General features: G+C 69.6%; 16 protein-coding genes. 6 read left to right on the forward strand and 10 right to left on the reverse strand.

Translation table 11 applies throughout. The features are described from left to right. Positions 1-198: 198 nt before the first annotated feature. Entirely contained in the window at positions 199-792 is a 594-nt protein-coding gene (locus ABZW30_RS03085) for an isochorismatase family protein (protein ID WP_355669281.1), read from the reverse strand. A 424-nt stretch (positions 793-1,216) separates the two neighbouring features. Between ABZW30_RS03085 and ABZW30_RS03090 the strand changes: the two genes are divergently transcribed. From ABZW30_RS03090 to ABZW30_RS03105, 4 genes are all read left to right on the forward strand, one after another. Beyond that, positions 1,217-2,704: a S53 family peptidase gene (locus tag ABZW30_RS03090; protein ID WP_355669282.1), complete on the forward strand. Its 1,488-nt coding sequence runs from the start codon at positions 1,217-1,219 to the stop codon at positions 2,702-2,704. A gap of 415 nt (positions 2,705-3,119) precedes the next feature. Next, on the forward strand, positions 3,120-3,725 hold the full coding sequence (locus ABZW30_RS03095) for a hypothetical protein (RefSeq protein WP_355669283.1): 606 nt from the start codon (positions 3,120-3,122) through the stop codon (positions 3,723-3,725). A gap of 28 nt (positions 3,726-3,753) precedes the next feature. Beyond that, a complete protein-coding gene (locus ABZW30_RS03100) occupies positions 3,754-4,338 on the forward strand; it encodes an AAA family ATPase (protein WP_355669284.1) in 585 nt (194 codons plus the stop codon). A 68-nt stretch (positions 4,339-4,406) separates the two neighbouring features. Next, entirely contained in the window at positions 4,407-4,760 is a 354-nt protein-coding gene (locus ABZW30_RS03105) for a VOC family protein (protein WP_355669285.1), read from the forward strand. 62 nt (positions 4,761-4,822) lie between these two features. Here ABZW30_RS03105 and ABZW30_RS03110 read toward each other — a convergent pair whose 3' ends face one another. The 8 genes from ABZW30_RS03110 to ABZW30_RS03145 form a co-directional block, all read right to left on the reverse strand. Then, a complete protein-coding gene (locus tag ABZW30_RS03110; RefSeq protein WP_355669286.1) occupies positions 4,823-6,028 on the reverse strand; it encodes a radical SAM protein in 1,206 nt (401 codons plus the stop codon). A gap of 20 nt (positions 6,029-6,048) precedes the next feature. Further along, complete coding sequence (locus ABZW30_RS03115; RefSeq protein ID WP_355669287.1) at positions 6,049-6,777, reverse strand: hypothetical protein; 729 nt, start codon at positions 6,775-6,777, stop codon at positions 6,049-6,051. A gap of 76 nt (positions 6,778-6,853) precedes the next feature. After that, the gene (locus ABZW30_RS03120; RefSeq protein WP_355669288.1) at positions 6,854-7,654 is read right to left on the reverse strand and encodes an NAD(P)-binding domain-containing protein; all 801 of its coding nucleotides are present in this window, start codon (positions 7,652-7,654) and stop codon (positions 6,854-6,856) included. After that, positions 7,654-8,649 (reverse strand): UDP-glucose 4-epimerase GalE, encoded by a 996-nt coding sequence (gene galE / locus ABZW30_RS03125; protein WP_355669289.1) that lies wholly within the window; start codon positions 8,647-8,649, stop codon positions 7,654-7,656. Before galE ends, ABZW30_RS03120 begins: the two co-directional genes overlap by 1 nt. A gap of 63 nt (positions 8,650-8,712) precedes the next feature. Continuing rightward, entirely contained in the window at positions 8,713-9,135 is a 423-nt protein-coding gene (locus tag ABZW30_RS03130) for a hypothetical protein (RefSeq protein ID WP_355669290.1), read from the reverse strand. Beyond that, positions 9,136-9,333 (reverse strand): hypothetical protein, encoded by a 198-nt coding sequence (locus ABZW30_RS03135; protein ID WP_355669291.1) that lies wholly within the window; start codon positions 9,331-9,333, stop codon positions 9,136-9,138. After that, a complete protein-coding gene (locus ABZW30_RS03140) occupies positions 9,330-9,608 on the reverse strand; it encodes a hypothetical protein (protein WP_355669292.1) in 279 nt (92 codons plus the stop codon). The genes ABZW30_RS03135 and ABZW30_RS03140 overlap by 4 nt, the downstream gene beginning before the upstream one ends. Further along, a complete protein-coding gene (locus ABZW30_RS03145) occupies positions 9,605-10,012 on the reverse strand; it encodes an ATP-binding protein (protein WP_355669293.1) in 408 nt (135 codons plus the stop codon). The genes ABZW30_RS03140 and ABZW30_RS03145 overlap by 4 nt, the downstream gene beginning before the upstream one ends. A gap of 261 nt (positions 10,013-10,273) precedes the next feature. Here ABZW30_RS03145 and ABZW30_RS03150 point away from each other — a divergent pair, with 261 nt between their 5' ends. Together ABZW30_RS03150 and ABZW30_RS03155 are read left to right on the forward strand one after the other, a co-directional pair. After that, entirely contained in the window at positions 10,274-11,131 is an 858-nt protein-coding gene (locus tag ABZW30_RS03150) for a helix-turn-helix transcriptional regulator (RefSeq protein ID WP_355669294.1), read from the forward strand. Continuing rightward, positions 11,128-11,352: a DUF397 domain-containing protein gene (locus ABZW30_RS03155; RefSeq protein ID WP_355669295.1), complete on the forward strand. Its 225-nt coding sequence runs from the start codon at positions 11,128-11,130 to the stop codon at positions 11,350-11,352. Before ABZW30_RS03150 ends, ABZW30_RS03155 begins: the two co-directional genes overlap by 4 nt. 71 nt (positions 11,353-11,423) lie before the next feature. Here the strand turns inward: ABZW30_RS03155 and ABZW30_RS03160 are convergent, their stop codons facing one another. Continuing rightward, on the reverse strand, positions 11,424-12,533 hold the full coding sequence (locus ABZW30_RS03160) for a hypothetical protein (RefSeq protein ID WP_355669296.1): 1,110 nt from the start codon (positions 12,531-12,533) through the stop codon (positions 11,424-11,426). Positions 12,534-12,588 lie beyond the last annotated feature (55 nt).

Genomic DNA, 12,588 nt, shown 5'->3' on the forward strand with positions numbered 1-12,588 from the left:
CAGGTTCGCACGAGCGGGAGACAGCAAACGCCCGCCCTCCCCGCGCCGTCAAGACCTCGCACAGGAAGGGCGGGCTCCGCAATCGTTCCGTTATGAGCCCTGGCGCGGCACCGGGCCGGCCTTCCCGCACGGGGAGGCCGGCCCGGGGCGCAGCGGTGGCCGAAGGCCCGTGATGGCCGCCGCCTGTGCGCTGCCGGCTCAGCCGAGCACGACCGGCACGCCCGTCAAGTCCACTCCTGCGCGGTTCAGTTCGCCCAGCGCGGCCTGGGTGGTGTCGGTCGCCACGCCCGCCGTGTAGTCCAGCAGCACCCGGGTGTCGAAGCCGGCCTTCACGGCGTCCAGGGCGGTGGCCTTGACGCAGTGGTCGGTGGCGATGCCGACGACGTCGACCGCGTCCACACCCCGGTCGTGCAGCCAGTCGGCGAGCGGGGTGCCGTCGGCGGCGAAGCCCTCGAAGCCGCTCTTGGAGGAGGAGTGGGCGCCCTTGAAGAACACCTCGTCCACCGCACCGGCCTCGACGGCGGGCGTGAAGGCGGGGTGGAACTCGCCGCCCTCGGTACCGACCACGCAGTGCACCGGGAAGGAGTCCCGGAAGTCCGGATGCTCGGAGAAGTGGCCGCCCGGGTCGATGTGGTGGTCCCGGGTGGCGACCACCCGGGACCAGCCCTCCCGTGCCGGGCCCTGGACCAACTCGGCGATCGCCCGCGCCCGGTCGGCACCACCGCCGACCGGGACGCTTCCGCCCTCGCAGAAGTCCTTCTGCACATCCACCACGATCAGCGCGCGCGTCATCGAAAGGCCTTTCCTCAGGAGGTTCCCACGGATTCGGGGCCCAGCTTGGCGTGCTGACGGAGCGCACGCGAAGCAACCGGGCGGCAGTTCACCCGAACGGGCTCGGGAAGGCGGCGGCTCGCGTGAGCACCGAACGCAGCACGGCCTCAACGTCGCCCGGAGCCGAAGGACCTCAACGGCCCGGCGCCCGCCTTGGCCCGGCCCGCTGCGACGACGGCAGCCGCGCGCACAGAACATCCCCGACCTGATTTCGGAACAGCCATTGAGGCCGGGCCACTCACACGCCTACACTCGCGCCCGTCCGTGACCTTCCGTCCCGGAGACCCCCATGGACCCGGGCCGTTCGATCCGACCCGGGTCCCCCGCCGATGTCCCCCAACCATCCCTCATGGAGGACTACTTGAAGGCTCCAACCATACGCCGCATGCTCCTGGCAGGGGTGAGCAGCCTGGCCCTCGCGGCCTCCGGCGCGCTAGCCGTCCCGACGGTCGGCAGCATCGTGGCCACCGGCTACCCGGCGGTGCACCCCGCGGTGGCCGACTACACCCAGGTGTCGACCGGCGCCACTCCCCCCACCCAGGCGCAGTGCGCGAGTGCGGGCCGCCGCTGCTTCAGCCCGCAGGCGATCAGGGCCGCCTACAACCTGGGCCCGCTGTACGCCCACGGCAATGACGGTCGAGGCCAGACGATCGCCGTCTTCGACTCGTACGGCAGCGACACCATGGCGCACGACCTGCACGTCTTCGACCAGGCCTTCGGCGTCGACGCGATGTGCGGCGAGGAGGGCGTGACCTGCCAGCCGGGCATGCCGACGTTCAGCGAGCTGCACGTCCAGGGTTCGCCGGGCACCACCGCGCCGCCGTCCACCAGCCAGGGCACCGGCCAGGAGAACAAGGCCGCTTGGGCGCTCGAGGTCGCGCTCGACGTCGAGACCGCGCACGCCATGGCCCCGGGTGCCAACATCCTGCTGGTCTCCACGCCCACCGCGGAGACGCTCGGCGTCCAGGGCTTCCCCGCCCTGATGAACGCCGAGCAGTACGTGGTCGACCACCACCTGGCGAACGTCATCTCGCAGTCCTTCGCCTCCTCCGAGGGGGCGTTCGGCAGTGCCCAGTCGATCGAGCCCCTGCGGCACGCCTTCAAGTCGGCTGCCCTCAACGGCGTCACGGTGCTCGGCTCCTCCGGCGACAACGGAACGGCCGGCTCGGAGAAGACCCCGGTGAAGTCGGGCGGCTCCACCCTCCCGGATCCGTCGGTCGAGTGGCCGGCCTCCGACCCGCTGGTGACCGGCGTCGGCGGCACGTACCTGTGCACCGACCCCAACGCGACCGGCGACCGGACCGTGGACAGCACCGACAACCCGGCCAAGTGCCAGGCCAACCCCGGTGCGGCCGAGGTCGGTTGGACCAACGCGGGCGGCGGCTTCAGCCAGGTCTTCGACAAGCCCGCCTACCAGTCGACGCTGCCCGCCGGCTCCACGCCGATCGCCGCCAAGCGCGGCGTGCCGGACGTGTCCCTGCAGGCCGCCCCCGGCACCGGCGCGCTGGTCTACCTGTCGCTGCCGCCGGACGGCTCCTCCGGCCTCAACTGCGGTGGCACGCCGTGCAGCACGGGCTGGTACGACATCGGCGGCACCTCGCTCTCCTGCCCGCAATGGGCCGGCCTGGTCTCCATCGCGGACCAGATCAACGGCGGCGGCCTCGGCCAGATCAACCCGGCCCTGTACAAGCTGAGCACCGACCCGGCCAAGTACGCGGCCGACTTCAACGACGTGACCCTCGGCAACAACACCGCCGACCCGACCGTCCCGGGCTACCCCGCCACCACCGGCTGGGACCCGATCACCGGCCTCGGCACACCCGACGCGGCGAAGCTGCTGCCCGACCTGGTCAGCGCCGCCCACACCGGGTGAGACCGACTGACTGAGCTCCGCCCCGTCGAGCCCTGCTCGACGGGGCGAAGTCGTGCGTGGAGGTCCTCGGCTTCCACCGGGGTGGCCACCGCAAGCTGATCGACATCGTCATCTTCCGGCGCCACCTGGCGAACTTCCGGATCAAGGGCGTCTTCAGCCCCGCCGTCATACAGGCGCGCGAGTACAGCTACTACTGGAACGGGCAGCGGGTCTGGTGCTGCCCGACGATGGCCCAGCCGTGGGTCGACCGCTGGAACACGCTGCGCAGCGGTCTCCGGTGCGAGGAGTTCCCGCCCTGGCGGCCCGCCATCGCCGGCCCACCAGGATGGCCGAATCCGTGGGCGGGCCCGATGGCGGTCCCTGTCCGCACCACGTGGCGTCGTGAGTGTCAGTGCCGGACACTACGGTCATCGCCATGGAACAGGACCTCCTCAAGCATCCGGCTCCGCTGACCGACCGGATCGGTCACGTGGGCGGCATCGAGTCGCTCACTCTGGACGGTCACCGCCTCTACTTCGGCTTCGACTACCAGAGCGACCTGGTTCTCTCCCCGCTGATCGACGATCCCCACGCCATGGCCGCCTTCGCGAGCGCATACATGCGGCAGACCACCGGCACACACGACGCGACCTACTGGGAGGCCCTCGTCACCGCAGCGGCCGTCGACACCGGGCTCGCCTGCGACGACGCCGAACGGGCCATCAGCTCGCAGGACCTGCGCGGCCGGCTGCCGGAGTCCGAGAGCCACCTGCTCTACCTCCTCGGGGCGGCCACCGGCTGGGAGGACTGGTTCGAGCAGGCGCCGGACGTGCGGCGGGCGTACCGGCGGCTCGGCTTCGACGACGAGGACTCGGAATTCCTCGACCACTGTCTCGACGCCGTTCGGGAGCACGGAGCCCAGGCGCGACCCGACGAGTGGGAGGTCCTGCACTTCCACCTGACCACGGCGGCGGACCGGGCGCCCGGCAACTGGAGCATGTTGTTCGCGCCGCTCGCGGAAGGCATCGTGAACCACCAATGAGCGGACCCGCTGCCAGGAGGGGTCGTCCGTGCTCACCGATACCGTGACCAGCCCTGCCGCCGTACTGGTCAACGGGCTTCCCGGCGCGGGGAAGTCGACCCTGGCGCGCGCCCTGTCCCACCGCCTCGCGCTGCCGCTGTTCAGCAAGGACGTCATCAAGGAGGCCCACGCCGATGTGTTGGGCACCGAACGCTCCGACGCGCCACCACGGCGCTGGAACGCCTCGCTCGGCGCCGCGGCGAGCGAGACGATGTGGGCGCTCCTGGCGGACGCGCCCGCCGGCGCCGTCCTCGAATCCTGCTGGCCGACCGGCGTTCGCGACTTCGTCGTGCGAGGCCTGAACCGCGCCGGCAGCCCCACCGCTGTGGAGCTCTGGTGCGACGTCCCGCTGGAGACCGCCCGGCGTCGCTTCGAGGCACGCCATCCGCGCCATCCGATCCACGGAGACCTGCTGACGGCCGACGACTGGGAGCACTGGCGCCGCACGGCCCTCCCGCTCCGGGTCGGCCCGACCCTCCGCGTCGACACCACCGGGCCGGTCGACATCCAGGCGGTCGTCGACTGGATCGAGACAGCGAAGCGCACCGGGCCCGACGGCGTCCTCCACGCTTGAGACCGGAGGCTGAGCCGGCGCCCGTGCGGCGCCCGCCCATCCGCTCGCCGTCCTGGCAGGATGGCCGTATGGAACGTGTGCTTGGCATCGGCGGGTACTTCCTGCGGGCCGCCGACCCGGCGGCCCTGAGCGCGTGGTACCGCGACTGCCTGGGGCTGGACGCCGACGAGTACGGCCTGTGGCGGCAGGCACCCGGGGCGACGGTGTTCGCGACGTTCGACGCCGACACCGACTACTTCGGGTCCCCCACCCAGCAGACCATGCTCAACTTCCGGGTCCGCGATCTGGATGCGATGCTCGCGCAACTGCGCGCCAGGGGAGAGGACGTCGCCGAGGAGACGCAGGACATGGAGGGTGTCGGTCGCTTCGGCTGGGTCACCGACCCCGAGGGCAACCGCGTCGAGCTCTGGCAGCCCGTCTGACGACGGATCCGCCCGTAACAGCCTTGCTCGGGAAGTCGGCTGGGCCGACTTCCCGAGCAACGTCACCAGGACTCAGCGCCCAGGGTGACGGGGACTCCTCGTGCCATGGCGTCGAAGTCCAGGATCGGGTGGGTCAGGACGTCCTCGATCTGGTCGATCAGGAGGTTGCCCAGGATGAACTCCTCCTCGGGGCCCGAGCCGAAGGTGACGACCTGGCCGCTGGATTGGATCATCCAGTTCAGCAGTTCCCGGTCGGCAGTCTCGGCGAGGATGATCTCCCGGTCGGGGTAGCGGGGTCGGATCTCCCGTACGGCTGCGTGGACGGCTTCGGCGTCCACGCTGAGCGCACGAGTTGTGGCGGGGGAGGCCCGTCGGCCCCACCACTGGAAGATCACCCATTGGGCGACCGAAGAGTGGGACAGGACTTCGTCTGCGATGTCGGGCAACTGGTGGAGGTTCTTGGCGCTGGCCACGGTGTGGACGCGTACCCGGTTGAAGCCCTCGCGGTCGCACAAGGCGAGGGATCCCAGCAGTGCTTGGAGGAGGTTGCCGTCCGGGCTGCGGCGGAAGGCGCGTTCCACGTCAGCGGTCACCGCGTCGAGTGGCAGCCTCAGTGACGACAGCGACCGAAGTCGGGCGAGCTTGTCAGCGGTGAGGGCATAGCCCGTGGTGTCGAGCGCGACGTTGATGCCGTTGGCGATGGCGTGGTCGACCACGTCGAAGATCGGCGGCCACAACAACGGATCGCCGCCCGCCAGGATCAGGTCCGTGGTGCCGTGCACCGCGAGCTTGCCGATGATGCGTTCGGCCTGCTGGAGGTCGATCTGCTCAGAGGCGAACGGGTTGTAACAGCCCTGGCAGGACATGGGGCAGCGGTTGTTGATCGACCAGTTGACGCGGGTGATTCGGCGGCCCGTGCGCGGCTGGTCGGCACGGTCCAGGATCCCGGCGACGAGTTGGGCCAGACGCCGGCCTTGCGGGAGGTTGGTGTCGGCGAGCAGTTGCTCGGCCCGTTCGACGGCGGCCACGGTGGCGTTGTTCTGGAGCAGGAGGAATGCCAGGCGCCAGCGCATGGCCTCGTCCTCCGAGTCGTGGCGCAGGGCCTGCTCGACGCGCTCGGCCAAGGCGGCGAGGTACATGGGGTTGAAGTTGGCAGGCTCCAGGCGCCGCTGGAACTGGTCGGCGATCGATCCGTGTACCAGGCTGCGGTCGTATCCGGCGCGCAGCGGGTGCGGGGGCAGGATCTCCACGTGCTGTCGGATGGACATGCGGTGTTCTCCTGTGGTGGTCAGTTCGGGATGGACGGCAGCGCGGTGACGGCCGAGTCGGCGAACGGCAGGCCCTGGTTCTCGCGGAAGACGGCGTCGCGGACGGCCCGCGCGATGGTGGGGCGAGTCGGGGCGTCGAGGTAGCGGGCGGTGGAGTCGAGCGGCGTGATGCGGTGTTCGGTGATGAGGTTCCGCAGGGCGCGCGGGAGGTCGTCGAGACTGCCGGGCAGTTCGAGCTGGTGGAAGGTGGCGGACAGCCGGGTGGCGGCGGCGCGGGCCTTGAGCAGATTGGTCGGCGGGTCCTGGGCGGTGGCCTTGGCCAGGTAGTAGGTGACCGGTTGGATGGCCCAGACCAGCGCCGCGCCCGGATTCTCGTGGTCAGCCGGGGTGAAGGCGTCCGATCCGAGGCCGAGGCCGTCACACAGCCACTGGGGCCTCATGCTCGTGCGATAGGGAGCGTGCCCGGCCAGCCGGAAGGCGCGCAGAGTGGTGATGGCGGCCGTCGCCTCGATCCGGAAGGCATCGGCGACGCGCTGCAGGATCGGCTCCAGCACGATACGGGCGGCCAACGCGTCGATCGGAGCGGCGACAACCGGGATCAAGTCAAGGTCGGATGTGATGTGTCCGCTGCGCCCGGTGCGGTGGTCGCCTCGGGCCAGGGAGCCGGACAGGACCACTGACATACCGGTGACGTCCGCGAATTCGTGGCTGAGCTGCTTGAGGAGCAGGGGCAGATCATGGGAGTTCACGGCGTTCCTTGGGTGTCGGCGACGGCCGTGAAGTCGGCGTACGGGCCGTGGCACGCCTCGGCGCAGGTGTAGGCCTTCAGCGCGGCGACGAGCAGCGGCATCTCGCCCAACAGGTCGCGGGCGTAGCGCACTTGATCATGTGGCGGACGGCGAAGTCCGGTTCTCCATAGGCGCGTTCTTCGATCCTGGGGAGTTTCTGGGCGGCGAGGGCCGCCATCCATCCGTCGGAGGTCACGATCTGCGCAGCCACGGGATAGTCGGCTCCGAGATGGGGCGGCAGGCAGCGGGCGAACGCACCGGAGGCATGCAGGAGGGCGGCGCCCCAGGCGTTGAAGATGAGCTTGAAGCGGGCCGGGTTGCCGGGGCTCGTGAACTGGTAGCGGTTGCGGGTGAAGGCCGCCAAGGCGCGGTCCGCGATGTCATGGGGCGCGGCGGCGTAAACGAAGGCGGACAGCGTGCCGCTCCTCGCGCCGGGGCGGGAGCCTGTGACGGGGCACTCCCAGGGGGTTCCGCCCAGGGCAGCGATCTCGTCGTGCCACTGCATGGCCCGTTCGGGGCTGATGGTGGACAGCTCGATGCAGGCCGCGCGGCGTTCGGTGATGGCGCCAGTCACGTGCTCGTGGGTCCAGAAGTCGCGGCTGCTGGCGTCGTTCTCGAAGCAGCCGAGGATGAGGTCCGGATGGTGGCCGGTGATCTCGGCTGGGGTGATAAGGGGGATGGCGGTGTCGGGTGTTCGGGCGAGGTGGCGGCTGGTGAGAACCACGCGGGTTTCGGGCAAGGCCGCCAGGTGCGGCAGGATGCCCGAGGTCAGTGCGCCGTAGCCGGCGACGACGATCGTCGTCGCCGGCCGGGGCGCCCGTGGTGGGGCAGGTGTCATCACTCGTCCTTCAGGATCGTGTGGCGGGCGTTGTTCCAGGCCAGGGCGGCGGCGATGCCGTCCTGGAGGGTGTGGGCCGGGGTCCAGCCCAACAGGTCGCGGGCGCGGTCGATGGCCGGGTAGGCGCCGGCGTTGTCGCCGGGGCGGGCGTCGGTGAGGTGGTGGGCAAGCGGCTCGCCAGTCACGTCCTCGAAGGCCTTGATCAGTTCGAAGACGGTGGTGCCGTTGCCGGAGCCGAGGTTGATCGGCAGGTAGCGGGGCCCGGCCTCGGGTACGACGGTGTCGAAGCGGCGCACGGCGGCGATGTGGGCGGCAGCCAGGTCCCAGACGTGGACGTAGTCGCGGATGCCGGAGCCGTCGCGGGTGGGCCAGTTGGTGCCGGTGACCGGGAACCGTTCACCGGCTCGGTAGCGGTCGATCATGACACCGAGGGCGTGGGTGGGCTTGGTGCTCTGCAGGCCGGTGCGCAGCTTGGGGTCGGCGCCGATCGGGTTGAAGTAGCGCAGGGTGATGACGCGCAGCGATGTGCCGCCGGTGATGTCCTCCAGCGCGCCTTCGAAGGCGGCCTTGGTGCGCGCGTACGGGGACAGCGGCTTGAGGGGTGCGTCCTCGGTGATGGCCTGGCCGGAGTCGTAGATGGCGGCGGAGCCGGAGAACACGAGCCGGTGGCAGTTGTTGCGCAGCAGGTGGGTGACCAGGGCCAGGCCCTTGGTGACGTTGGCGCCGTAGTAACCGAGCGGGTCGGCCACCGATTCGGGGACGACGATGCGGGCAGCGCAGTTGATAGTGGCATGGATGTCCGGGTGGTCATGGAAGATGCGGTCGATCAGTTCGCCGTCGGCGATGTCGCCTTGATAGAACGTGCGGCCGGTGGAGAACTCGGGGCGCCCGGTGGACAGGTTGTCCAGGAGGACGGGCTCGATACCCTCGTCCAGACAGGCGCTGGCGACGGTGGATCCGATGAACCCGGCGCCGCCGGTGATGAGAACCTTCATGACCTCTCCCAAACCGGTTGACATTCCCATGAGTTGGGAATTTGGCGCGCAGCCTAGCAGTGATCAAAACGGGACGAGGCGTTTGCCCTGAGTGCCCCGTGTGTCCAGGTTGACGGGCCGGCAAAGGCACCAGAGCTTCGTGGGCCGGAACTCCTGAAGGACGTTGAGGCCGGCCCGCCGGACGACGTCGACCGAGCCGATGCAGCCGTCCGCCCGGCCGTCGAGCACCTGACGCACCGCCAGGGGCTTGGTGTCGACGTAGCGCAGGGCGCCGACCGGGGCGTAGCGGTCGGCAAAGACCTTGGTCGCCGGGTGCAGGGCGATAGTGCGCGGCGAACGCACGGCGGGCGGGGCGGCCAGGCACATCGGCTTGGTCGGCGCCTCCCACACGTTCACCAGCTCGACCTGGCCGAGGTGGCGGAAGTGCACATCCACCCCTCCGCCGAGCCGCCTGCGGGTGCGCAGCCGAAGCCACCGGGCTGCCATTCAGTCGAGCGGGGCTTGGGCGGCCTGTCTGAGCACTGCGCACAGCAGCGCTTCGGTGTTGCCCGGGACGGCCGTCCAGAGCTGCATCTCGGCGTGGGCGGCCTGGCGGCGAGGGCTGATGGCGCGGATCGGGCGGGAGAACTGGCCGTTGAGGCACCACCAGGTCTCCAACCGGGCCCAGGTGAGTCGCCGGGTCACTCGGAGGCCGCGCGGAGGTAGATGGGGTGGGCGGACTCGATGCCGATGAAGGCGATCGCGCGCACCGCGCCGAACTCGACCAGCTGGTGGGCGATTCGGGAGGCGGAGGCGTCGCCGAAGAGGTCGGCGAGGTAGGCGGCCTGGTCGTCGTCCAGCGGGAGTCGGGCGAGGCTGGTGCGGATGGCGACGAGGGCGTCGGAGAGCTTCGAGAAGGTGGCGACCTTGGTGACGCCCTTGATCTCGACCGTGACGGCGAAGGGGAGTTCGGTGTTCACCGGGCGCCCCCGACCAGCGCCCAGACCGCCTTGCCGATGCCGCTTTCGCGCGGGTAGCAGCCCCAGCTGGTGGACAGCTGCGAGACGAGGAGGAGGCCTCGGCCCGCCTCGTCGCACTCCGCCGCCGGCTGGAGGGTCGGGTGCGTGGGGTCGGCGTCGTGCACCTCGATCCGGAGGACATCGGAGGACAGCTCGAACTGGATGTAGATGAGCCGCCCGGGCGGCGTGGCGGCGTGCATCACGGCGTTGGTCACCAGCTCACTGAGGACCAACTCCCCGTCGGAGAGGTACGGTTCGCCGCTCATGCGCTCGGCGATGAAGTCACCGAACAGCTGCCGGGCGAGACCGACGGACTTGCGGTGCCGGGGCAGCCAGCACGAGTACTTCTCCAACGCTCCGGGCATGGCAGGGCCTCCTCCGGGTGGGGTGGGAAAGTTCGCGGCCCGAAGGGCGGCGAGAGGCATGGGAATGCCCGAGCGATGAGCCGCCAGGGTCACGCTGCGTGGTGATTCTCACCACACTTCGTAAGTGTGCCCTCTCCCGCCGGGTTTGTGCAATCGAATCCAGCGAAGTACATATGGCCTTTGGGATCTGATGTGACGAAACCACTTCCGTCACGCCAGACTGTGGCCCGACGACAGAACGCGACGTAGGGAGGTCGGAGCGTGGCCGCAACACCGACGGTGCGCCGCCGAATGCTGGGGGCGGAGCTTCGGAGAATCCGCGAGGGGCTCAACCTCAAGGTGGACGATGTGGCAGCCCGGCTTGGGTGGCACCAGTCCAAGGTCAGCCGGTTGGAGAACGGGCGTCACGGTGTCCGGGCGAACGAGGTCGAGATACTGCTCGACGTCTACGAAGTCACCGACCCGGCAACCAGGGAGGCACTCGCAACGCTGGCGCGCGAGGGCAAGCGCCGGGTCTGGTGGCAGCCGTACTCGGATGTGATCTCGCAGCGGTACGCCTCGTTCATCAGCTTCGAGGCGGAAGCCGTGTCGATTCGCAACTTCGAGTTGTCACTCATCCCAGGACTGCTCCAGACCGCAGACTACGCGCGTGCGCTGACTCGACAGCTCCAACCTGAAGCAACGCCAGAAGAGGTCAACGCTCTGGTCGATGTACGCCTCGCTCGGCAGAACGCGGCCCTCCGGCGTGAGGATCCTCTCAAGCTCTGGGCAATCGTGGACGAGGCCGCGCTCCGCCGGGCCATCGGAGGAAGAGCCGTCATGGCGAAACAACTGCAGCAGCTCATCGCCGCCTCCAAGGAACCGAACGTGACCATGCAGGTCGTGCCATCCGAGGCAGGCGCCCATGCTGGCGTCCTCGGTTCGTTCGTGATCCTGGAGTTCCCCGTTCGGAATGATCTCGACGTGGTGTACACCGAATCCCTCACGAGTAGCCTCTACCTCGAACGAGATGACGACGTAACAACCTACGACCAGGCCTTTGACCGGCTTCGGGCAGCGGCTCTTGACGTCGGGCCGTCGCGGCTACTCGTCGCGAAGATTGCAAAGGAATTCGAATGATCGGCACTAGTTGGGACAGCGTGGACCTGAGCCGCGCCGTGTGGCGCAAGAGCAGGTTCAGCGGGAACCAGGGCAACTGCATCGAGGTCGCCGACGGGTTCACCGGCATCGTGCCGGTCCGTGACTCCAAGGACCCCAACGGCCCGGCACTCACCTTCCCCGTCAACGCATGGACGGCGTTCGTCACTGCCATCAAGGCCGGCGAAATCCCCAACGCCTGAACACGCCTGCGCGAGAAGTCGGCTCGACCGACTTCTCGCGTGATGCTTCGCCCCCAGCGTCCCTGACGGTGTCATGCGCGGCAGCGTCGAACGGCCTGTGCCTCGGCTCGTTCGACCGTCGCCCGCCCGTGGACGTGGACCAGGGCCAGGTGGAACAGTGCCGGGGCTGTCGGGGCCCAGCGGTGGATGCGGTCGGGGTGCAGCAGGTATCCGGCCACCGTGGCCGCGCGGAAGGGAACGTAGTCGATGGTCTCGTGTTCCCACCGGTCGGCGACCCCTCGGCTCAGCCGGGCCTGGAGGCCCTGACCGGTCAGCTCGTTCAGGCGCGCGTAGAAGTGGGCGCTCCACTGACGCTTCTCCACGTCCAGCACGAAGGCCAGGAGTTCGAGCGAGTACTCATGCGGTTCCAGGGACAGTTCCTCCCGCATGCCGCGCTGGGCGACGGCGTGGAGGACCGGTGCGCTCCTGCCGGACGAATCGATCTGCCGTGACACGCCCTCGTTGACGGAGGAGTTCCAGGTGCCCGGCGCCACCCGGACCCGGTCGCTGCGCCGGCTGACGACCAGCATGTCGTCGGCGGTCACCACGGCGACGTTGACACCCAGGCTGCACTGCAGGAACGCCGGTGCCGCAAGCGGGCTGTCGGGGTCGAGGTACCGGGAGCGCAGTGTGGTCCCGTCGGGCAGCCGACGGTCGAGTTGCTGGGCGGCGAGGAAGGTGTAGTAGTCCGTGGGGCGCAGTCGCAGACGGACCTCCGGGTGCTCCTCGACGGGCGTCCGGGAGATGTCGAACGACTCGACCGCGTACCGGAGGCCGTTCCAGATCGGCGTTCGTCCCTCCTCCTGGAGGCGACTGCTCTCGGCCTCTATCTCGTCCCACCAGTGCGCTATCTCGCCCGGAAGCCTGGTCTCGCCGTCGAGGACCTGGATGTGAACACCCTCGGCGGGGATGGGATGTTCGCCGTCGCCCTCGACGATCAGCGCCGGTGTGTGGAGCGGGCCCAGCGAGAAGGTCGTCCACACGGGACTGTGCTCCGTCGTGGACCGAAGGCTTCGCACCGCGCCGACCGAGCGCCTGCGCGCCTTGAACCATGCGTCCTGCAACGGCTGTTGGAACAGCACCGCGAACAGCATCCCGATCACGGCGCCGGCAACGCCGTTGACCACGTCCAGTCCACCCATGCGGCGGAGCGTAGCGGGGACGGCCGGGCCTCGCGGGATCTTGGCACTTCCGTTA

The organism is Kitasatospora sp. NPDC004669 (genome assembly GCF_040609455.1).
GTDB lineage: Bacteria > Actinomycetota > Actinomycetes > Streptomycetales > Streptomycetaceae > Kitasatospora.